The organism is Bradyrhizobium genosp. A, assembly GCF_049949275.1.
Classification (GTDB): domain Bacteria; phylum Pseudomonadota; class Alphaproteobacteria; order Rhizobiales; family Xanthobacteraceae; genus Bradyrhizobium.
Genome location: NZ_CP188196.1, coordinates 2,048,901 through 2,068,352, shown reverse-complemented (window position 1 = coordinate 2,068,352; position 19,452 = coordinate 2,048,901). Strand labels below are relative to the sequence as shown.

21 protein-coding genes and 1 pseudogene are annotated in these 19,452 nt (G+C 63.2%); 9 read left to right on the top strand and 13 right to left on the bottom strand.

All coding sequences use genetic code 11. The features are described from left to right. Positions 1-48: 48 nt before the first annotated feature. Positions 49-1,155, bottom strand: a pseudogene (locus tag ACP2YP_RS09630) (efflux RND transporter periplasmic adaptor subunit). Positions 1,156-1,301: 146 nt separating this feature from the next. On the opposite strand from ACP2YP_RS09630, the gene ACP2YP_RS09625 reads away from it, so the two are divergent. Both ACP2YP_RS09625 and ACP2YP_RS09620 read left to right on the top strand, forming a co-directional pair. Next, complete coding sequence (locus ACP2YP_RS09625) at positions 1,302-1,532, top strand: antitoxin MazE family protein (RefSeq protein WP_426423896.1); 231 nt, start codon at positions 1,302-1,304, stop codon at positions 1,530-1,532. A 21-nt stretch (positions 1,533-1,553) separates the two neighbouring features. Continuing rightward, entirely contained in the window at positions 1,554-1,922 is a 369-nt protein-coding gene (locus ACP2YP_RS09620; protein ID WP_426423895.1) for a type II toxin-antitoxin system PemK/MazF family toxin, read from the top strand. A 54-nt stretch (positions 1,923-1,976) separates the two neighbouring features. On the opposite strand, the gene ACP2YP_RS09615 is transcribed toward ACP2YP_RS09620, so the two are convergent. Then, on the bottom strand, positions 1,977-3,305 hold the full coding sequence (locus ACP2YP_RS09615; protein ID WP_426423894.1) for an MFS transporter: 1,329 nt from the start codon (positions 3,303-3,305) through the stop codon (positions 1,977-1,979). A gap of 74 nt (positions 3,306-3,379) precedes the next feature. On the opposite strand from ACP2YP_RS09615, the gene ACP2YP_RS09610 reads away from it, so the two are divergent. After that, a complete protein-coding gene (locus ACP2YP_RS09610) occupies positions 3,380-3,826 on the top strand; it encodes a DUF2809 domain-containing protein (RefSeq protein WP_426426098.1) in 447 nt (148 codons plus the stop codon). Between the two features lie 91 nt (positions 3,827-3,917). Here the strand turns inward: ACP2YP_RS09610 and ACP2YP_RS09605 are convergent, their stop codons facing one another. The 4 genes from ACP2YP_RS09605 to ACP2YP_RS09590 form a co-directional block, all read right to left on the bottom strand. After that, positions 3,918-5,078: a winged helix-turn-helix domain-containing protein gene (locus tag ACP2YP_RS09605; RefSeq protein WP_426423893.1), complete on the bottom strand. Its 1,161-nt coding sequence runs from the start codon at positions 5,076-5,078 to the stop codon at positions 3,918-3,920. A gap of 116 nt (positions 5,079-5,194) precedes the next feature. Further along, the gene (locus ACP2YP_RS09600) at positions 5,195-5,449 is read right to left on the bottom strand and encodes a hypothetical protein (RefSeq protein ID WP_426423892.1); all 255 of its coding nucleotides are present in this window, start codon (positions 5,447-5,449) and stop codon (positions 5,195-5,197) included. Between the two features lie 122 nt (positions 5,450-5,571). Further along, the gene (locus ACP2YP_RS09595) at positions 5,572-5,829 is read right to left on the bottom strand and encodes a hypothetical protein (RefSeq protein ID WP_426426096.1); all 258 of its coding nucleotides are present in this window, start codon (positions 5,827-5,829) and stop codon (positions 5,572-5,574) included. A 247-nt stretch (positions 5,830-6,076) separates the two neighbouring features. After that, entirely contained in the window at positions 6,077-7,489 is a 1,413-nt protein-coding gene (locus tag ACP2YP_RS09590; RefSeq protein ID WP_426423891.1) for a caspase family protein, read from the bottom strand. Positions 7,490-8,011: 522 nt separating this feature from the next. Between ACP2YP_RS09590 and ACP2YP_RS09585 the strand changes: the two genes are divergently transcribed. Then, entirely contained in the window at positions 8,012-8,653 is a 642-nt protein-coding gene (locus tag ACP2YP_RS09585) for an OmpA family protein (protein ID WP_426423890.1), read from the top strand. 64 nt (positions 8,654-8,717) lie between these two features. Here the strand turns inward: ACP2YP_RS09585 and ACP2YP_RS09580 are convergent, their stop codons facing one another. Next, complete coding sequence (locus ACP2YP_RS09580) at positions 8,718-10,022, bottom strand: phospholipid carrier-dependent glycosyltransferase (RefSeq protein WP_426426095.1); 1,305 nt, start codon at positions 10,020-10,022, stop codon at positions 8,718-8,720. A 163-nt stretch (positions 10,023-10,185) separates the two neighbouring features. Between ACP2YP_RS09580 and ACP2YP_RS09575 the strand changes: the two genes are divergently transcribed. Both ACP2YP_RS09575 and ACP2YP_RS09570 read left to right on the top strand, forming a co-directional pair. Next, positions 10,186-10,887, top strand: coding sequence for a FecR family protein (locus ACP2YP_RS09575; protein WP_426423889.1), 702 nt, complete (start codon positions 10,186-10,188; stop codon positions 10,885-10,887). 2 nt (positions 10,888-10,889) lie between these two features. Then, positions 10,890-12,020, top strand: a complete 1,131-nt coding sequence (locus ACP2YP_RS09570; protein WP_426423888.1) for a hypothetical protein — start codon at positions 10,890-10,892, stop codon at positions 12,018-12,020. 136 nt (positions 12,021-12,156) lie between these two features. Here ACP2YP_RS09570 and ACP2YP_RS09565 read toward each other — a convergent pair whose 3' ends face one another. The 3 genes from ACP2YP_RS09565 to ACP2YP_RS09555 form a co-directional block, all read right to left on the bottom strand. Next, the gene (locus ACP2YP_RS09565) at positions 12,157-12,645 is read right to left on the bottom strand and encodes a VOC family protein (RefSeq protein ID WP_426423887.1); all 489 of its coding nucleotides are present in this window, start codon (positions 12,643-12,645) and stop codon (positions 12,157-12,159) included. Between the two features lie 26 nt (positions 12,646-12,671). Further along, positions 12,672-13,100: a VOC family protein gene (locus ACP2YP_RS09560; protein WP_426423886.1), complete on the bottom strand. Its 429-nt coding sequence runs from the start codon at positions 13,098-13,100 to the stop codon at positions 12,672-12,674. A 129-nt stretch (positions 13,101-13,229) separates the two neighbouring features. After that, positions 13,230-13,745, bottom strand: coding sequence for a cupin domain-containing protein (locus tag ACP2YP_RS09555; RefSeq protein WP_426423885.1), 516 nt, complete (start codon positions 13,743-13,745; stop codon positions 13,230-13,232). 129 nt (positions 13,746-13,874) lie between these two features. On the opposite strand from ACP2YP_RS09555, the gene ACP2YP_RS09550 reads away from it, so the two are divergent. Beyond that, positions 13,875-14,093 carry a CsbD family protein gene (locus ACP2YP_RS09550; RefSeq protein ID WP_426423884.1) on the top strand — a complete coding sequence of 73 codons (219 nt, stop codon included), beginning with the start codon at positions 13,875-13,877 and terminating at the stop codon, positions 14,091-14,093. A 58-nt stretch (positions 14,094-14,151) separates the two neighbouring features. Here the strand turns inward: ACP2YP_RS09550 and ACP2YP_RS09545 are convergent, their stop codons facing one another. After that, positions 14,152-14,616 carry an FKBP-type peptidyl-prolyl cis-trans isomerase gene (locus tag ACP2YP_RS09545; RefSeq protein ID WP_426423883.1) on the bottom strand — a complete coding sequence of 155 codons (465 nt, stop codon included), beginning with the start codon at positions 14,614-14,616 and terminating at the stop codon, positions 14,152-14,154. A 72-nt stretch (positions 14,617-14,688) separates the two neighbouring features. Then, entirely contained in the window at positions 14,689-16,275 is a 1,587-nt protein-coding gene (gene ggt, locus ACP2YP_RS09540; protein WP_426423882.1) for a gamma-glutamyltransferase, read from the bottom strand. 185 nt (positions 16,276-16,460) lie between these two features. Here ggt and ACP2YP_RS09535 point away from each other — a divergent pair, with 185 nt between their 5' ends. Further along, positions 16,461-17,228: a rhodanese-related sulfurtransferase gene (locus tag ACP2YP_RS09535; RefSeq protein WP_426423881.1), complete on the top strand. Its 768-nt coding sequence runs from the start codon at positions 16,461-16,463 to the stop codon at positions 17,226-17,228. Then, on the top strand, positions 17,218-17,436 hold the full coding sequence (locus ACP2YP_RS09530) for a SlyX family protein (protein ID WP_426423880.1): 219 nt from the start codon (positions 17,218-17,220) through the stop codon (positions 17,434-17,436). The genes ACP2YP_RS09535 and ACP2YP_RS09530 overlap by 11 nt, the downstream gene beginning before the upstream one ends. Positions 17,437-17,442: 6 nt before the next feature. Here ACP2YP_RS09530 and ACP2YP_RS09525 read toward each other — a convergent pair whose 3' ends face one another. Beyond that, positions 17,443-19,344 (bottom strand): diguanylate cyclase, encoded by a 1,902-nt coding sequence (locus tag ACP2YP_RS09525; RefSeq protein ID WP_426423879.1) that lies wholly within the window; start codon positions 19,342-19,344, stop codon positions 17,443-17,445. Positions 19,345-19,452: the final 108 nt, after the last annotated feature.

The window sequence follows — 19,452 nt, the reverse complement described above, 5'->3', positions numbered from 1 at the left end:
ATCTTGATCGGAAACCGCTACACACTTTTCCGGATCATGCTCTAACGCTCAGAAGGACAGCGACGACACGACCCGCACCTTCTGGCCGGGATCGAGCTTCTGCACGCCGAGCGTGACGATCTTGGCGCCCTCGTCGACACCGCTGGTGATGACGACGTCGTTGCTGTCGTACGACTTCACCGCGACAGGCTTCAGCGTGACCGCGCCATTGTCGTCGACGACGTAGAAGGACGGCTTGCCGCCTTCGTTGAACAGCGCCGACAACGGCAGCCGCGCGACGCGCTCGGTGGCGGCGTCCGACAACGTCAGCGTCGCGGTCATGCCGAGTGAAACCTTGTCGCCGGCCTCGGGCAGCGAGAACTTTGCGAGATAGGTGCGCGTCGCGGAATCCGCGGTGGGCGCGATCTCGCGCAGCTTCGCCGTGTACTTCTTGTCCGGCTCCGACCAAAGGGTGACGCTGGCGGCGCCCGATTTGGCACGTCCGACCAGCGTCTCAGGGATCGCGACGACCGCTTCCTTTTCGGCAAAGCGGGCGACACGGATCGAGGTCTGGCCTGCGGCAACCACCTGGCCGGGCTCGATCAGCGTTGCGGTGACGACGCCACGGGCGTCGGCGTTGAGCGTCGCGTAGGAAAGAGAATTCTTGGTCAACTCGACCGAGCGGACGGCGCGGTCGAGGCGCGCACGGGCCTCATCGGCAGCAGCGCGGCTTGAATCCATCGCCGCATCCGTGGTCCAGCCCTTGGCCTTCAGGTCCTTGGCGCGCTGCTCGGCGGCGGCGGCCTAGGCCAGCACGCCGGTGGCGGCGGTCTGCTCGGCGACGGCCTGCTCGGCCTGCAGCTTCAGATCGATCTCATCGAGGGTGGCGAGCGGCTGGCCAATCTCGACGGTCTGGCCGACCTCCACGAGGCGTTTTGCAACTTTGCCGGCGACGCGGAACCCCAGGTCACTCTCGATCCGGGGTTTGATGGTGCCGACGAAGCTGCGCTCCGGAGTCTCGGCATCATAATGGGCGGTTGCAACCAGGACCGGCCGCGGCGGCTCGGCCTTTTGCGCCACGGTATCATTACACCCGGCCAGCGCAGCGGCCATCAGAGCCAGCGACACACCCGCCAAGAGCCTGGAATAGCTGGACAAAACGGACCGAACGAACATCGGAGGACACTCCCGCGCTACAATGAGAGGAATGTCGACTAATCACTGATAAAAGTCAATAATCGTCAGTCATCAGGAAAGCGTGATCGTTAAGGGGGTGGGCCCCTTATCGTGCTAAGGTTACATGTAACCAAGGGGAGAGAACCATGCCCTCTTCTTCAAAGCCAAAGTCGTCGCGAGCCAAGGTACGCGAGCATCGCGAGCGGCTCCGCGCGCAAGGGCTCCGTCCAATCCAGATCTGGGTGCCAGATGTACGCTCCGCCGCCTTCAAGGCAGAAGCGCATCGGCAGTCGCTGGCGGCGGCGACGAGCCCACATGCAGCCGAAGAACAGGCCTTCGTCGATTCCATCTCGAATTGGCCTGACGAGACCGAATAACAATTTCGCAGCAGTCGCGGAATGGCCTTTGGTGAACGAATGGAGCGTGGCGAAATCTGGACCACCTCCGGAAAGGATTGCACCGGAAAGCCACGTCCCGCTGTCATCGTACAGGACACCAGTTTCGACGTAACGGACTCGGTTACGGTTTGCCCATTGACGACCTACGAAATTGAAGCGCCAATCTTCCGATTGCAGATCAATCCAAATGAACGCAATGGCCTTCGCGCTCAGTCCTGGTTAATGGTCGATAAGATAACCACGGTATCGAGAGCCAAGATCGCAAGGCTGATCGGACGCCTCGACGACGAAGACCTCTTGCGCCTCAATCGCGCGATGCTGGTGTTTCTCGGCTTGGCTGGTCCACCAAGATCGGCCGACGTGGATTAGCCGCAGCCCGGATTTCGATTCGCTCCATCCGGGCTACGCAGTGCGAATGCGGCGCTACCGCCCCTGTTCGGCGAACTCGTGCTTGCTCTCGTGGCCGCCGATGAAAACCAAAATGCCGGCGAGCAAAGGCAGCACGGCGAGCACCAGAAGGCCGGTCGAAGTCTGGCCGGTGGATTCCTTGACCCAGCCGATGAGATACGGGCCGCCGAAGCCGGCGAGATTGCCGATCGAATTGATCAGCGCGATGGCGCCGGCCGCGGCCGTGCCGGAGAGCCAGGCGGTCGGCAAGGTCCAGAATACGCCGAACACGCAGAACACGCCAATCGCGGCGAAGGTCAGCGCCACCATCGTCACGGTGGGATCGGTGAGGTAGCTGGAGATGGCGAGCGCGACCGCGATCAGGATCATGGGCGCACCGACATGCATCACGCGCTCACGCGTGGCGTCCGAATGCCGTGCCCACAGGATCATGGCGACAGTGCCGAACATATAGGGGATCGCGGTGACGAAGCCGGTCTGGGCGTTGGTGAGACCGAACGCTTTCACGATCTGCGGCAGCCAGAACTGCATGCCATAAAGCGCGCCGACGAAGCCGAAATAGACCAGGCTCAGGGTGATGACCTTCGGCGAGGACAAGGCTTCACCGAGCGACAGATGCTTCACGGCCTGCTTGGCCGCGATCTCGGAATCGAGCCGCCCCTTGAGCCAGGCCTTCTGATCGGCCGAGAGCCAGTCCGCCTTCTCCGGTCTGTCGGTGAGATAGAACCAGGTGACGATGCCGAGCAGCACCGAGGGAATGCCCTCGAGAATGAACAGCCACTGCCAGCCCTTCAGCCCCATCGCGCCGTCGAGCCCGAGCAGCAGGCCCGAGATCGGCGCGCCGATCACGGTCGAGACCGGCACGGCGATCGCGAAGGCCGCAAGGAAGCGGCCGCGATATTCGGCCGGATACCAATAGGTGAGATAGAGGATGATGCCGGGGAAGAAGCCGGCTTCGGCAACGCCGAGCAGGAAGCGCAGGACGTAGAAGCTCGTCACGCCGTTCACCAGCGCCATCAGCGCCGAGATGATGCCCCACGTCACCATGATGCGGGCGATCCAACGGCTGGCTCCAAACTTCTCCAGCGCGAGGTTGCTCGGCACCTCGAAGATGAAATAGCCGATGAAGAAGATGCCGGCGCCCCAGGAGAAGATCAGCGGCGTGAACTTCAGCTCGGCATTCATGGTCAGCGCGGCGAAGCCGAGATTGACGCGGTCGAGATAGGAGAAGAAGTAGGCCAGCACCAGGAACGGGATCAGGCGCCAGGAGATGGTGCGGATGGTCGAAGTTTCAATTTCCGACTTGGCTCCCGTGGAACCGGTATAGGTTGTGGTCTGGCTCATGGCTTCCCCCGATTGTTGCTTTTGTGGGCTAGAACGCCGTTTTCAGCATCACGGGCAAAGAGTCAATGGAAGCCATGCACGGAGCGCAGCCAGTCAAGACCATTGCATTGCGATCGAGCATGCTGATCCGCGCGTGCCTGGCGCTGGTCGTGATCGCATGCGGGCTGTCGTTACGCTGGTACGGCTTTCCGCTCGGCCTTCCCGCCTTCGTGGTGAAGTACGGCGGCTCGCTGCTCTGGGCCACGATGGTGGTGTTGCTGGTCGGGGTCTTGCTGCCGTGGCTGACACGGAGCCAACTTGCGGTCATCACAATGGCGATTGCGGTCGTGGTCGAGTTTTCCAGGATGGTGCATACGCCCTGGCTCGACGCGTTCCGGCTCACCACGGCCGGCGCACTGTTGCTGGGGCGCATCTTCTCGCTGTGGAATCTGGTGGCGTATGTCGCCGGTATCGTTGTCGGCGTCTGGCTCGATCGTTTGGTCGCGTTGCGTGGTCCCGTAGGGTGGGCAAAGGCGCCCTAGCGCCGTGCCCACCATTTTCCTTTACACCATGACAATGGTGGGCACGCTTCGCTTTGCCCACCCTACGAGACGGGCGTTGTGGCGCACGCCTTCACTCCGTCAGCTGAAACCGCTCAAACCGATCAAGCTCGTCCTCGATCTTCTGCTTGAACTCCTTCCGCCCCGCCGTCTTCTTGCCCTGCCCGAGCCAGGTCCATTTCTGCATCAACAGCTTCTTGGCCTGCCGGTCGGTCTTGAGGTCGAGCGCGGCGACGATCTCGTCGCCGACCAGCACGGGCAGCGCGAAATAGCCGAGCTTGCGCTTGGCCTTCGGCACATAGGCCTCGAACAGATGGTTGTAGCCGAAGATGAGATTGGTACGCTTGCGCTGGATGATCAGCGGATCGAACGGCGACAGGATATGAACGAGATCCGGCGACACGTCATGCGGCTCCAGCGCCGCAGGCATCGCCCAATGCTCCTGCTTGCCGGCGCCCTCGATCGCGACAGGCAAGAGCTCGCCGCGGCGGACGCGCGCGGCGATCAGGTGAGCTACCGCCTTCTTGCTCGGCGCATCGAGATGGCAGATTGAATCGAGGCTGACGACACCTTGCGAGCGCAGCGCGCGATCGAGCAGATAGGCCGTGATCTCCTTAGGCGAGGCCGGCTTCGGCAGCTTGTCCCAGCCAAAATGGCGCGTCATCAGATCATAGGTCTTGAGCATGCCCTGGCGGGCGCTGACGGTCGCGACGCCGGTGTAGAAGGCAAGCTGAAGTGCCCGCTTTGAGGGTTTTCGGCTCTGCCACAGATGCTCCTTCTCGGTGAGCACGTCGTCCTCGATGTCGCGGATCGTCAGCGGGCCGGCCCGCAACAGCCGCATCACCTTGCGCGTGTCGGCCGGCGTCACCGAGGCATACCATCTGTGCCCCTCGCGCTTGTGCTCGCGCATCGCCGGCAGGAAGAAGCGAAAATCGTTCGACGGCACGTAGGACAGCGCATGGGTCCAGTATTCGAACACGCTTTTGTCGACGCTCTGGGCATGACGCAGATCGGCTCGGCGATAGGACGGGATGCGGCTGAAGAGAATGTGGTGATGGCAGCGCTCGATCACGTTGATGGTGTCGATCTGCACATAGCCGAGATGGGAGACCGCGTCCGCGACGGCTGCCGCGCCCTCCCCGAACGGCTCGCGCGTGTCGAGCCGTTGGGCGTGCAGCCAGATCTGCCGGGCCTGTGTGGTCGAAAGCGAGAGGGGCTTTGGTGCGCGGGACATTGCGAGAGGCAATGTAGCGGGATTCGCGCCAGGAAAAAGAACGCGCGAAAGAACGTGGCAAAGAAAGGCCGCGCTGCCATCTGCTGACAGCGCGGCTGGACGGGGGTGGCCGAGGCCTACTTCATCATCATGGCCTTCTGCGCCTTCATGTAGTGCATGCAGGCGCCCTTCATCTTGCCATTGCTCATGTCCGTGTTGGCCATGGCCATTTCCTTGTTCGCGGCCGCCTTGGCAGGCGTGTCGGCGGTACTGGTCATCATGGCCGTCGATTTCATCATGTTATCGCCGGTGCACGCCATCATCGCGGCGGATGCGGGCGAAATTGAAAGAGCGAACGCGACAAAGGCTGCGGCGGTGAGCAAGGTCTTCATCGAAAAATCTCCTTGAGCAAAACGAAACCGGCGTCATGCCGGCCTTCGCAACTACGTATTCTCTCGCGACAATGTTTCGTGGAGAAGAAAATTTTCTTGCTGCAATGCGAAGCGACATCGCCTCAGCGGCCGTCCTTCGGCGGCTTAGGCCGGTCGTTGGGCCGGTCACTGACGCTCCCGGTGGCGATGTCGGGCTCGCATGCGGCTCTGCCCCGGCCCTCCGCCTGGCAGCGATAGACGCTGCCGGTGAGGCGGTCGACCAGCCACATGTTCTCGTCGGTCGGAGCTTCGAGGCCGACATAGCGGGAGGTCAATCCCGTGATCAGCGTCGAGAGCAGGATCGCGACCGCGATCATCGCCGCGCCGATATAGATGGGCATGGAACTCAGGAACACGGTCCGATCCGGCGGGCCGCCACGATAGAACTGATAGTCACTCGGCCTTGGCACAGGATTGAACTCGGCTCCCCTTCGCTTGCGGTTGTCGGATCAGGGGTCCTGCTAGGCGCGCATCTTGCCGAAAACTTGTTCGCAGACAGGCCGCCACGCGACCGCTTTGCGACGAAGGATGAGCGCAGGTTTCCGACAGGGAGGGCGGCCCGGATTGAGCCGCCCCCCGTGTTTGCCCTCAGCGGCGGCCAAACAATCCACCCATCATGCCGCCAAACAGACCGCCAGGGCCGCCCGTCGGGGCGCCGCCGCCACCACTGTAATGGCGCCGACCGCCACCACCGGAGGAATGGCGACGCGCCGGCTCATCGTCTGCCTGCTCAGGGGAGGCAGCGCGGGTCGAAACGATCTCCGATAGCAGAGCCTTGTGCTGGAGCTTGTTGAGATAGCCGGTGGCGGGATAGCCACGTGCAGCCTGCCAACGCTTCATCACGGAACGGGTCTCGTCGTCGAACTTCCCGGTCGCCTTGACGTCAAAGCCGAGCCCGGTGAGGCGGCGCTGCACGTCGCGGCGCTGGCTCTTGTCCAGACCGATCTGGTCTTCGGACATCTGGCTGGCTTCTTCGGTGAAGGTCGCGGGATCGATCCCGGCCGACAGGTTGCGGGTGGTATTGGACGGTCCGTCCTGCAACGCCGCGATGCGGGCGAGTGCAATCGATTTGAACGTGCCGTTCGGATAGTTGGTGAGATAGGCGTTGAGTTCTTCCACCTTGTTGGTGTCCTTGATCGAGCGCCAGAACTCGAGCTCGATGTCGGAGCCTTGCCTGGCCGCGGCCGATACCGGCGCGTTCGACGGATCGATCGTGGCCGTAGCCGACGCACCAACCGGATTGAGATAGACGTTGCCGGTGAGGTTGGTGTGGCCCCAGGGCAATTGCCCCTTGCTGGTCTCGTCACTGACCTGGGCACGGACCTTGGTCATGGCCTGCTGGATCTCGATTCCGGGCTGGGCAATGTTGGCGACGAGGGCCCGGGTGAATGGGCTGTTGGTGCCGGCCTCGCCGTCGAGCGCGGTCTGGCCGGGGCCGGTGGCAAAGGCAATCAGCGTGCCCTCGCCCGACTTCATCTCGGCGAGGCCAGTCTGCACGTTGACGGAGCGGGTGGCCTTGGCCGACCGGATCTTTGCCGCGAATGGGTTATCGCGGCAGGCGTCCAGGAATACGAGCTTCACCTTGGCATCCGCCATGGTCTGATCGAGCGTGATGTCGACATTGATCGCCGCGCCGAGCTTGACGTCGATTTCGGATTTCAGGTCCGCGTCAATCGGCAACAGGTAGTTGACGCCGTTCACGGCAATCCCGTGGCCGGCATAGAAGAACACGGCGACATCGGCGCCTTCACTCTTCTTGCCAAACTCCAAAAGCTTTGCAGTCATGGCGTCGCGGGTGAGGTTGGCGCCCTCGACGACATCGAAGCCGACATTGCGCAGCACCCTGGCCATCGCCTTGGAATCGATCGCGGGGTTTGGGAGCTGCGGGACATTCTTGTAGGCGGCATTGCCGACCACGAAGGCGACGCGCTTGTCAGCGAAAGCTGCGTTGCCGCTGACGAGAAATGCTGCGATTGAAATTGCTGCGATCAAGAAGCGCATGATCATTCTCCCCTGATCCAAACTTCTTCGCTGTTCTCGGATCAACCCGAGCCGATCCGATGAGAGCTATCTGATCCAGTTCACAACGACGCACTGTGATCTGGATCACCCGGGGATTTCTAATGCTCGAACCGAGCTGAGCGACGCTGCGACGGCTACTCTTCGCGGGGCTGACGCAACGGGCAATGAATGCTGGTGACGAGCAATGGCAGGGAGATTGTACCCGCTGCGGCCCGAAGTCCAGCGAGTCGCATAAGACCGATTCGAAATGACGTGAAGGATCTGCACCTGCTTTCGAGGATCGAACGAGACAGCGTTACTTCCTGAGCAGGCCTTGTGCTGCACCGGTAACGGGCCACTGCCAGCTAGCTGGATGCGATGGATGCCGACCGGCGCCGGCGCTAAGATGCGGATGGTACTTCGGCGATTTCTGAATGTGACCCGGATCACATCCGAGCCTTTGAACCTTCCCTATGCTCGCAGCATCAAATCGCCATCAGGCGTCACAGCGAGGATACGACAATGACCCATTTCAATAGGTTTTTTGGACTGAAGGCGATCACGCTCACGGCCGCGCTGTCGTTGACGGCGGGCCTGGCTTTCGCCGGCGACAGCAACGTCTCCACCAATCAGATCCTGGATGCGTTGAAGCCCAGGCCGATCACCCGCGGCCTATCCGCCGGTCCGCAGGCCGATCCGACGGCGCAAGCCAAGGAAGCGGCCTTCCTCAATACCGTACGCAACCGGCAGACCCGTTCGCTCTCGACGGGCGAGCGCGATCAGATCGCCGAGCTCGCGGCGGCAAAGCCGAACATCGATCTGGAGATCCAGTTCGACTACAACTCGGCCGACATCGCCAGGACCTCGGTGCCGTCGGTGCAGGCGCTCGGCAAGGCGCTGTCCGATCCGTCGCTGAAAGGCTCGACCTTCGTGGTCGCCGGCCATACCGATGCGATCGGCACCGAAGAATACAATCAGGGGCTCTCTGAGCGGCGCGCCGACACCATCAAGAAGTACCTGGTGCAGAACTACGGCCTCAATGGCAGCGATCTCGTCACCGTCGGCTATGGCAAGACCAGGCTGAAGGACACCGCCAACGGCGCCGACCCGATCAACCGCCGCGTCCAGGTCGTGAACATGGACACCAAGACCGCGTCCAAGTGATCTGAGAAGTAATTGCAGCAATCGAAAACCGCCTACCGCGAAAGCGGCGGGCGGTTTTCTGTTGTCAGATCCAGCTCTGGAACAACATCATCCGATTGAACATTTGCATCGACGTGCCGATGAAGGCGGCTGAGATCGGCAGCATCACCGCAAAGCCGATCGCGGCGACGCCGACATAGGCCCACAACAGCCAGCGCGGCAGCCCTTCTCTGCGCAGCACATAGACCAGCGCGAGCGAGGCGACGGTTGCTGCCGGCAGATAATAATAGATGAAGCCCAGCGTGCGCGGCAGCAGCGCCCAGGCGAGCCAGAGGCCGAAATAGAACGCCGCGATCAGGAACGCATCCCAGCGACGCGCGACGATGAAGTCGCGCAACACCACCGCGAGCGCGAGCAGCGTCGGCCACGCTACCAGCGGATTGCCGAGGAAAACGACCGCCGCGACGTTGTCGTCCGAGGTCTTGTCGAACAGGAACCACACCGGCCGCGCCAGCAACGGCCAGGATGGCCATGAGCTCATATAAGTATGGCCGGCGATCGCGGTGGTGGTGTTGTCGGCAAAGATGCGGCGCTGCGCCTCGATCAGATCCGGCAATGACAGCCCGTAGAGCGGAACGAAGGCGGCGAGATAGGTCACGGCCGGCAACAGCGCAAAGCAGAGCGCGACATGGTGCACTCTGAAGGCGGGCCAGACATCGGGCCGGTACCAGTCGCTCGGCTGCGCATCGACAAACAGCGTGTGCCAGCCCTGCATCAGGCAGATCACCGCAACGATGACGATGCAGACGCCGAGCGGAAACAAGCCGCTCCACTTGCAGGCGGCGGCGAGACCGAACAACGCACCCGCGAGTGCGAACAGCGCCTGCGGCCGCTCCTTTCGAAAGCCATGCATGAAGGCGGCGATGGCGAGCAGACCGAAACCGAGTGCGAAGATGTCGAGCATCGCGATGCGCGCCTGCACATAGAGCATCTGGTTGAACGCCGCGATCAGTGCTGCCGCGATCGCGGGCCCTTGCGATCCGAACAACGCGAGACCGCAGAGATAGATCGCGACGATCGCGAGCGCACCGAACAGCGTCGCCGGATAGCGCCAGCCCAGCGCATTGTCGCCGAACGCTGCGATCGAAATCGCGATCAGCTCTTTCGCCAGCGGCGGATGCATCGGATTGAGCATCGGCTGCGACGTCCCGGAGCCCAGCATCTGCCGTGCAGCCGGCACATAATGCACCTCGTCGAACACGAATTTTTCCGGCGTCACCAGCCCGATCAACAGCGCGAGATGCGCAGCTAGGAAGATCGCGACAGCGATCACTGCGCTTCGCGACAACTTCGGAACCGCGTGTGCTTCGCGCGACGGCTGTGGGACTATTTTACGTGGCAAATCTGCGTCACCGCGAATAAAAAATAACTCAGCCGATCCATTGAACGCATTCTGCCGCAACTGTCACTAAGCTAACGCTCGTCTCGCGCCGCTTGTGATCATTCTACCACAACACAGGCGTGTGCGATCAGGGACTTCGATCGGGTACAATATGAATTTGCGTTTTCTGCTTTTCCCTGCACTGCTGTCGGCCACATTGTGCGCTGCGACTTGCGCGCAGGCCCAAACGCGCGTCGGCGAAGCCGTCCTGGTCCAGAACGAAGTGGTGCGCATCGCCACGAGCACGACGCCGATCAATGTCGGTGATAGCATGCTGCGCGACGAGACCGTGCGCACCGGCGCCGACAGCGCAGCGCGGTTCGTCATGGCGGACAGCACCAATCTGTCGCTGGGACCGAGCGCCACGCTGAAGCTCGACCGCACCGTCTTCAACGACGAGCACAGCTATCGCGACGTCGCGATCCGCATGACCACCGGCGCCTTCCGCTTCGTCACCGGACATTCGGAGAAGACCGCCTACAAGATCACGACGCCGCTCGCGACCATCGGCGTTCGCGGCACCACGCTCGACATCCTGTCGCAGCGCGGCCGCTCGGTCGTCGTGCTTCAGGAGGGCGCGGCCAGCGTCTGCACGCTGAACTTCCAGTGCATCCAACTCACCCAGCCGGGCGACACAGCGGTCATCACCTCGACCGGCGGCAAGGTCTCCATCACCAGGACCAACACGCCGCCCTGGACTTTCGCCGCCAACTGCGCCGCCAATGCCGGGCTGTGCTCCGTCAATCAATATGCCGATGCCTCGCCAACCATCACACCTGTCGTCCATGACGACGGCATGCTGTGCGGGCGCTGACGATGGCGCAGCTCGGCTTCAAGAGGCTTATCCTCGCCAGCGCATTAGCGGCGGCCGCTGCCCTTGCACTGTTCGCGCTCAACACCCGGCCGGCTGCGGCCCAAAGTTCTTGCGAGTCCGAATGCGGCGAGCCGCAACCCTATCCATCACCAAGCCCTTATCCGGCGCCGAGCCCCTCTCCGTCACCGAGCCCCTCTCCGGCACCGAGCCCGTCCCCATCGCAGAGCCCAACGCCGACCGGCTCCGATTCCAGCGGCAACTCGATCGGCGGCCTCGCCAACCAGCGCTTCAACCAGATGATCACCAACCGCGTGCTCGGCACGGTGCTGCTTGGCGTCAACGAGCAGGTCAATTGCAGCGACTGCGTCAGCGCGTTCGGTTCGGCGGGCTCGTTCTCGGCCGGCATCCACGGCCGCAAGGAGCTGACGCCCAATCTGTCGCTGCTCGCCGGCCTCGCCTACACGCAATACAGCGAGGGCGGCAACAACATCACCAGTGCCCCGATCGGCGCCTTCGCGCTGCGCTATGACTTCACCGATTGGGGCTCGTCGCGTCCATTCTTCGACGTCGGCACGATCCTGACGCCGTGGGAGAAGGCGCGCTACACTCGCAGCTACAATACCAGCCTCGGCCCGGTGAGCGTCACGAGTTCGACCAACGCCGCGAACTACGCGGTCTACGGTCGCGCCGGCTGGATGAGCCGGTTGTCACCGCGCGACGAGGTCGCAGCCTCCGTCGAGGTCTGGCAGCTCTGGCAGCGCGTGTCGGGCTATGCGGACAACACGGTCGCGTTCAATCCGTTCGACGCCAGCATTGCGACCGGCACCGACCGCACCAGCCTAGTCAAGATCGGGGGCCAGTGGACCCATCTCTTCGCCGGCAACATCGAGACCAACATCAACGGCGGCTGGGTGCAGTCATTCGCCAGCCACAGCGGCATCGTCGCCACCGTGACCGGCGACGGCAGGGTGGTGCCGACGATGGGCAACCAGGGCTGGTTCGAATATGGCGGCCGCCTCGGCTTCCGCGTGCAGAAGGGCTGGATCGTGGACCTCTTCACCAACGGCACACTGGGCCCGCAGCCGGTCGGCAACACCATCCATGGCGGCGTGGGGTTGAGGATCAATTACTAGCGGGCGAGCGCGCCTCAGCAAGGTCTCGTAGGGTGGGCAAAGCGGAAGCGTGCCCACCACTTCTCTCTCAATCATAGACGGATGGTGGGCACGGCGCGAATGCGCCTTTGCCCGCCCTACGGCATCTGTGTTGACGTCACGCCGCCGACTTGCCCTCGAACGCACGTCGCAAGGCGTCCACATCAAGCTTCACCATCTTCATCATGGCCTGCATCGCGCGTGCGGCGGCGGCCTTGTCGGGGCTCGACAGGAAATCGAACATCACCTTCGGCACCACCTGCCAGGACACGCCGTAGCGGTCAGAGATCCAGCCGCACTGCTGCTCCTTGCCGCCATGGGCCAGGAACGCGTTCCAGACGCTGTCGACCTGGGCCTGGTCGTCGCAATGGATCATCAGCGACAGCGCATGGGTATAGTCCACCTTCATGCCGCCGTTGAGCGCGACCAGCGGCTGGCCGGCCACCGTGAACTCGACGACGAGCACCGAACCTTCCTTGCCGGACGGATTGTCCGCAACATTGTACTGAACGTGCGTGATCGCCGAATTCGGCACGAGCGAGACGTAGAATTTTGCGGCGTCCTCGGCATCGCCATTGAACCACATGCAGGGCACGAGCTTGGACATTGCGAATGCTCCTCTTCAGCTTTCAATCAGGCGTTCGCCATAGCGGGCTTCGGGGGGACTGCCGCCATGTCCAGCCAGTTCACGCCCCACATATGACCATCCGGATCCTCGAAGCTGCGGCCGTACATGAAACCGTATTCGTCCTTCGGGCTGGGATCGGCCACCCCGCCCGCAGCCGCGGCCCTGCCGACGATATCGTCGACCTCCTTCCGGCTATCGGCTGACAGGCAGAACAGCGCCTGGTTCGAGGTCTTCGCGTCGGCAATCGGCTTCGGCGTGAATTGACGAAATTTGTCGTGGGTCGTCAGCATCGCGTAGATGGTCTCGGAAAAGACCATGCAGCTCGCCGTGTCGTCACTGAATTGCGGGTTCCTGGTGGCGCCGATCGCCTCATAAAAGGCGGTCGCACGCTTGAGGTCGGTCACCGGCAGATTGAGAAAAATCATCCTGGGCATCGGAAGCTCCGTGGGCGGGATTCTGCCCAAGGACGGATGGCAGAGCCGCCATCCGACACGGCTTCCGGATATTTTTTACCTTATAACCTGCGGGGTTCTGTCGCACCGAACCCCGCGCAGTCTTCGGCCTTACTTCCTCTCGTTAGGATCCCGATGGATGGGATCGACCCACAGCACGGTCTCGGGCTTCTCGACCGGCTCGATGTCAAGATTGATCGCGACCGCCTCGCCGTCGCTGCGCACCAGCACGCATTCGAGCACCTCGTCGGGGCTGGCGTTGATCTCCTGGTGCGGCACGTAGGGCGGCACGAAAATGAAATCGCCGGGGCCGGCCTCGGCGGTGAATTGCAGGCTCTCGCCCCAGCGCATCCGCGCCTTGCCCTTCACCACATAGATGACGCTTTCGAGGTGGCCGTGATGATGCGCGCCGGTCTTGGCGTCCGGCTTGATGCTGACGGTACCTGCCCACAATTTCTGTGCGCCGACGCGGGCGAAATTGATGGCGGCTGCACGGTCCATGCCCGCTGTCGACGGCACGTTGGTATCGAGCTGATTGCCGGGAATGACGCGCACGCCATCGTGTTTCCAGCGATCATCGTGATGATCGTGGTCATGGTGGGAATGCGTGTGGTCATGGCCGGTCATGATTCTTGCTTTCTGTTGGTTCCTTACCGGTGAAACTAACCCAAAGCTACGGCGGCAAGCCATACCAAAATCGGAACTCTCATTGTCGCCCAGTGTTGTTAGCTCGAGCAATCTGGAAGGAGAGTTTCCATGGGTAGCACGAGCGACAAGATCAAGGGCAATGCCAACGAAGCCATCGGCAAGGCCAAGCAGGGCATCGGCGAAGCCACCGGTTCCGAGCGCCTGCAAGGCGAAGGCGTGGTCCAGGAGGTGAAGGGCAAGGGCCAGGCGGCCACGGGCGATGCCAAGGACGCCGCGAAGGAAGCGATCGATCGCGCCGCGGCGGCGGCACGTCGCGCGGCGGAGTAGCGCGCGTTAGACTGAAAGCGAAAGGACCGGCCCCGAGGCCGGTCTTTTTGTTGTCCGCTCACTTCACCGCGAGCAATTCCACGTCGAACATCAGCGTCGCGTTCGGCGGGATCACACCGCCGGCGCCACGGGCGCCGTAGCCGAGCTGCGGCGGGATGATCAGCGTGCGCTTGCCGCCGACCTTCATCGTGCCAACGCCCTCGTCCCAGCCGGCAATGACGCGGCCCTTGCCGATCGGGAATTCGAAGGGCTCGTTGCGATCGACTGACGAGTCGAACTTCTTACCCTTCTGGCCATTCTCATAGAGCCAGCCGGTATAATGCATCACGCAAATCTGGCCGGGCTTCGGCGAGGCGCCGGTGCCGACGACGCTGTCGATGGTCTGCAAGCCTGAAGCTGTGGTCATGGGTTTTCCTGCGGTCTGAGCCGATGCCGTGGTGGAGACGAATGTCGACACGCTGGCGATCACAGTGATCGCGAGCGCGGACATGATGGCGAGGAGTGCGCGCTGAAAACGCTGCATAGAACACCTTCCGTTTGAGGCGGAAGGTGTCTAGCGCAACGCGGTGATCGTTTCCAGCCCTCGGGTCCTCGATCAATAGCCGAGCGCGCAGCCATCCTTGCGCGGATCGGAACCGCCGGTGAGCGTGCCCCTGTCCCAGTCGATCCAGATCGCCTGGGCGCCGCCGAGCGGACCGACCACGCTGGTGGTCTCGTGGCCGAGCTTCTTGAGGCCCTCGACGATATCGGCCGGCACACTGTCCTCGAGCTGGTACTTGCCCTCGTAGTGCAGGCCGCGCGGCATATCGATGGCCTCCTGTACGTCGCAGCCATAATCGAGAATGTTGGTCACGACACGGGTCTGGCCGACCGGCTGATACTGACCGCCCATCACCGCGAACGGCATCACCGAGCGGCCGCCCTTGGTGAGCAGGCTCGGCATGATGGTGTGCAGCGGACGCTTGCCGCCGGCGATGCAGTTGGGATGGCCGGGCTGGATGCGGAAGCCGCCGGCGCGGTTCTGGAACAGCACGCCGGTCTTATTGGAGACGATCGCCGAGCCGAAGGAATGCGCGATCGAGTTGATGAACGAGCAGACGTTGCGATCCTTGTCCACGACCGTGATGTAGATGGTCGAGGGATTCATCGGCGGTGCGACGTTCGGCAGGTCGAGCATGCCGTCCATGCGGATTTTTGCGATGTGCTCGTCGCAGAATTCCTTGGCGAGGATCTTGGAGACCTCGACCTGCATGTGATTGGGATCGGCGACATGCAGCTCGCGATGCATGTAGGCGATGCGCGCGGCTTCCGCCTCGAGGTGGAAGCGCTCGACGCTGAGCGGCGCGTATTTGGTCAGGTCGAACCGCGACAGGATGTTGAGCATCAGTAACGCGGTGAGACCGGGGCCGTTCGGCGGGCACTGCCAGACGTCGTAGCCCTTGTACATGGTGCCGATCGGCGTCGTCGTCTCGGTGGTGTGCGCGGCGAAATCGTCGAGCGTGTGCAGGCCGCCGATGCCGCGTAGGGTCTCGACCATGTCTTCCGCGATCGCGCCCCTGTAGAAGGCGTCACGGCCGTCCTTGGCGATCGCGCGCAGCGTCTTGCCGAGCTCGGCCTGGCGGATGACGTCGCCGGCCACCGGCGGCTTGCCGCCCGGTAGCAGGTAGCGCACGGTGTTGGTGCCACCCTTCAGCTTCTCGAACTGGTTCTTCCAGTCGAACGCGATGCGGGGAGCGACGACGTAGCCTTCCTCGGCCGCCTTGATCGCGGGCAGCAGCAGCCGGTCGAAGCCGAACTTGCCGTGGTCGCGCAGCACGGTCGCGAAACAGTCGATCACGCCGGGGATCGAGACTGCATGCGCCGAGGTCAGCGGCACGGAATTGATCTTGCGCTCGAGATACCAGTCGGCGTTGGCCGCCTTCGGCGCCCGGCCGGAGCCGTTATAGGCGATGATCTTGCCCTCGCCGCGCGGCTGGATCAGCGCAAAACAATCGCCGCCGATGCCGGTCGATTGCGGCTCGATCACGCCGAGCAAGGCAGAACCTGCCACCGCCGCGTCCACCGCCGTGCCACCCTCGCGCAGCACCTCGATCGCGGCAAGGGATGCCTGCGGATGCGAGGTCGCGACCATCGCGTTGGTGGCGTGGACTGTGGACCTGCCGGGGAAATGGAAGTTTCTCATCGAAGTTTTTGCTCTCTCAGACCCATGGGCGCAGATGGCGCGCCGTCTCGGAAAAATCGGGCCTTCATGACACATTCAGGGCCGCCCGGGCAATGCTGGCATACCAGGGAAATGGCTGCCATTCGCTGGGAATAGAGCTATCGGTTGCGGGTTTTCCGGGCGCCGGCCGCCTGCTAAACGGGCGCATGACTTACAAGGTCTGCGCCTTCTACCAATTCGCCGCCCTGCCCGATTACCGCGAGCTGCGCGAGCCGCTGCGCGCGCTCTGTACCGGCCTGTCCCTGAAAGGCAGCATATTGCTGGCCCAGGAGGGCATCAACGGCACGATCGCGGGCGCACCTGTGGCGATCGACGCCTTCGCCCACGAGCTCGCGCACGGGGCGATGTTCGGCGGCCGGCTCAACAATCTCGAGCTGAAATGCTCGACCGCGGAAGCGATGCCGTTCGGCCGGCTCAAGGTGCGGCTGAAGAAGGAGATCGTCACACTTGGCGACGCGGCCGCCGATCCGACCCGGCAGGTCGGCACCTATGTCGAAGCAGCCGAATGGAACGGGCTGATCTCGTCGCCCGACACGCTGGTGCTCGACACCCGCAACGCCTTCGAGGTGGCGATGGGGACGTTCGAGGGCGCGGTCGACCCTGGCATCAAGAGCTTTGGCCAGTTCAAGGATTTTGCGGCAGAACAGCTCGATCCCGCGAAACATCGCAAGATCGCGATGTTCTGCACCGGCGGCATCCGCTGTGAGAAGGCGAGCGCGCATCTGCTGGCGCGCGGCTTTACGGAAGTCTACCACCTCAAGGGCGGCATCCTGAAGTATCTGGAAGATGTACCGGAAGCGCAGAGCCGCTGGCGCGGCGAATGCTTTGTGTTCGACGAGCGCGTGGCGCTCGGCCATGGTTTACAAGAACTTGGTTTGCGCGAGCGGGACAAGGACACGGCACGTGACGAATGAGATCAAGGCGCTCGCCGAGCGCATCGACACGCTGGAGACGCGTCTTGCCTATCAGGACGACACCATCGATACGCTGAACCAGACCATCACCGCGCAGTGGAAGCAGATCGATGTGCTGACGCGACAGCTGGCGCAGCTCAATGAGCGATTGCAGGAGGCGGAAGCGAATGCGCCGGGCCCTGCCAACGAGCCTCCGCCGCACTATTGAGCGGAATTACTGGCCGGATGCCTTGAGCAGGTTCATGACCTCGCCGGACATCGTCAAGCTGTCGCGGCCGGCGTCCTTGGCGGCGTAGAGCGCCCGGTCGGCGGATTCCACCAGCGATCCCGCGCCCGCGGTGCGCTCGAACGACGGCCGGCAGGTCGCGCCACCGACCGAGACGGTGACGCATGGCGCCGCCGGATTGGAGGCGTGGACCAGACCTGCATCGTGGACGGCGCTGCGGATCCGCTCGCCGATCCGGGCGCAGCCGGCGGCATCAGTGTTCGGCAGCAGCATGGCGAATTCCTCGCCGCCGTAACGCGCCGCGAGATCGCCGACCCGTTGCATCTCGGCCGCGATGATCTTTGCAACCACGCGCAAGCAGGCGTCACCGGCGGGATGGCCATATTCGTCGTTGTAGGCCTTGAAGTGGTCGACGTCGATCATCAACAGGCCGAGGCTGGAGCGGTCGCGATAGGCGCGCGCCCATTCCTCCTTCAGCCGTTCGTCGAAGCGGCGACGGTTGGCAAGCCCGGTGAGGCTGTCCTCGATCGCAAGCGTCTCGAGCCTGGTCTCCAGCTTCTTCTGCTCGGAGATGTCGCGCGAGATCGCGACCACGCCGTTGACATTGCCGTTGTCCTTGCGGGTCACGCGCATGGTCGATTCCAGCCAGACCTCGGAGTTCTGCCGGTGTACGTTGCGGTAGGTGACGCGCGCTTCGTCCGTATCGCCGCGCTTCATGGCGTCGACGATGGCCTGCACATGCGGCCGGTCCTCCGGATGGATTCCAGCGAGCGCGTCGGTGCCGATCAGCTGATTCGGGCGCCAGCCGACGACGCGGTTGGACGACGGCGAAACGTAGCGCAGCTGCCCGTCAAGCCCGATGCGGGTGACCATGTCGCTAGAGCCTTCCGCGAGCAGGCGGAAATGCGCCTCCTTCTCGATCAACGCCGCCGCCATGCGCTGGCCGCGCTGCAACTGGCGCACCAGCACCGCGCCGATCACCGCGATCAGCATGACCAGCGCGAGCACGTAGAGCATGCGCGAGATCGCCGCCCCGCGCCAGGGCGCGAGTAACTCGTCCCGGTCGACGGTGGCGAGCAGGACGAGCGGGTAGCGGCTGCTGCGCTTGAAGAAGCTGACGCGCTCGACGCCATCCAGTGGTGACTTGAATTGATAGGCGCCGTTCGGCCGTTGCAGGCTGGGATCGCGAAATAGCGGAGCGTCGGCAACGCTGCGGCCGACGAATTTCTCGTTGTTCGGGTTGCGCGCGATGATCAGGCCATCGCCGTGCATCAGCGCCACGGAGCTGTTACGGCCGATCTCGAACTGCTCGTAGAAGTGCGACAGATATCTGGAGCCGATCGCGGCGAGCACCACGCCGCCAAAGCTGCCGTCCGGCTTGTTGAAGCGGCGCGACAGGGTCACGACCCATTCGCCGTCCAAGAGGCTCTTCACGGGGTGGCCGATATAGGCCTCCCGTTTGGGCGAGAGCTGGTGGTAACGGAAGAACGTATCGTCGCTGAGCGTCGAGGCGATCGTGCCGGGCGAGGTCAGCCAGTTGCCCTGGTCGTCGATGATGGCGAGGCTGTGGACGCGCTCCATCGCCTTCTTGCGCGCCTCGAGGAGATTGCGCAGCTTCGCGATCGTGACGGGACCGGCGCCGTCCATCTCCAGCCGGCTGACGACGCCGACGACGCCGGAATCGAGCAGGTCGAGGCTATCCTCGGCATGCTGCGTCAGCGAGCGGGCGACGTTCGCCATCTCGGTTTCGGCGCCCTTGAGCACCGCGTCCCGCGCGGCCCATTCACGCCAGCCGCTGACGCCGAGAATCGCCACGCAGGTGAGCACGACAAACGCTGCCGCGCGCAACGGCAGGCGGCTCCATCCGGCTCTCTGTGAGGCGACGTTCATGCGGCAGAATTCTCCAGTCGAGGGAAACTCTGCCGCTTCTCTTATTGAACCCTGAAGCGCCTGCCCGGATTCGCATTCATCTACGGGTTCTTCCGTACTCCTACGGAC

Bases quoted from the DNA above. Each gene is read 5' to 3' on its own strand.
- ACP2YP_RS09625 (WP_426423896.1), top strand. From the start codon at position 1,302: ATGCCCTCTTCTTCAAAGCCAAAGTCGTCGCGAGCCAAGGTACGCGAG.
- ACP2YP_RS09555 (WP_426423885.1), bottom strand. From the start codon at position 13,745: ATGACCGGCCATGACCACACGCATTCCCACCATGACCACGATCATCAC.
- ACP2YP_RS09575 (WP_426423889.1), top strand. From the start codon at position 10,186: ATGAATTTGCGTTTTCTGCTTTTCCCTGCACTGCTGTCGGCCACATTG.
- ACP2YP_RS09550 (WP_426423884.1), top strand. From the start codon at position 13,875: ATGGGTAGCACGAGCGACAAGATCAAGGGCAATGCCAACGAAGCCATC.
- ACP2YP_RS09590 (WP_426423891.1), bottom strand. From the start codon at position 7,489: ATGCGCTTCTTGATCGCAGCAATTTCAATCGCAGCATTTCTCGTCAGC.
- ACP2YP_RS09565 (WP_426423887.1), bottom strand. From the start codon at position 12,645: ATGTCCAAGCTCGTGCCCTGCATGTGGTTCAATGGCGATGCCGAGGAC.
- ACP2YP_RS09545 (WP_426423883.1), bottom strand. From the start codon at position 14,616: ATGCAGCGTTTTCAGCGCGCACTCCTCGCCATCATGTCCGCGCTCGCG.
- ACP2YP_RS09585 (WP_426423890.1), top strand. From the start codon at position 8,012: ATGACCCATTTCAATAGGTTTTTTGGACTGAAGGCGATCACGCTCACG.
- ggt (WP_426423882.1), bottom strand. From the start codon at position 16,275: ATGAGAAACTTCCATTTCCCCGGCAGGTCCACAGTCCACGCCACCAAC.
- ACP2YP_RS09615 (WP_426423894.1), bottom strand. From the start codon at position 3,305: ATGAGCCAGACCACAACCTATACCGGTTCCACGGGAGCCAAGTCGGAA.
- ACP2YP_RS09605 (WP_426423893.1), bottom strand. From the start codon at position 5,078: ATGTCCCGCGCACCAAAGCCCCTCTCGCTTTCGACCACACAGGCCCGG.
- ACP2YP_RS09535 (WP_426423881.1), top strand. From the start codon at position 16,461: ATGACTTACAAGGTCTGCGCCTTCTACCAATTCGCCGCCCTGCCCGAT.
- ACP2YP_RS09600 (WP_426423892.1), bottom strand. From the start codon at position 5,449: ATGAAGACCTTGCTCACCGCCGCAGCCTTTGTCGCGTTCGCTCTTTCA.
- ACP2YP_RS09610 (WP_426426098.1), top strand. From the start codon at position 3,380: ATGCACGGAGCGCAGCCAGTCAAGACCATTGCATTGCGATCGAGCATG.
- ACP2YP_RS09570 (WP_426423888.1), top strand. From the start codon at position 10,890: ATGGCGCAGCTCGGCTTCAAGAGGCTTATCCTCGCCAGCGCATTAGCG.
- ACP2YP_RS09595 (WP_426426096.1), bottom strand. From the start codon at position 5,829: ATGCCCATCTATATCGGCGCGGCGATGATCGCGGTCGCGATCCTGCTC.
- ACP2YP_RS09525 (WP_426423879.1), bottom strand. From the start codon at position 19,344: ATGAACGTCGCCTCACAGAGAGCCGGATGGAGCCGCCTGCCGTTGCGC.
- ACP2YP_RS09620 (WP_426423895.1), top strand. From the start codon at position 1,554: ATGGCCTTTGGTGAACGAATGGAGCGTGGCGAAATCTGGACCACCTCC.
- ACP2YP_RS09560 (WP_426423886.1), bottom strand. From the start codon at position 13,100: ATGCCCAGGATGATTTTTCTCAATCTGCCGGTGACCGACCTCAAGCGT.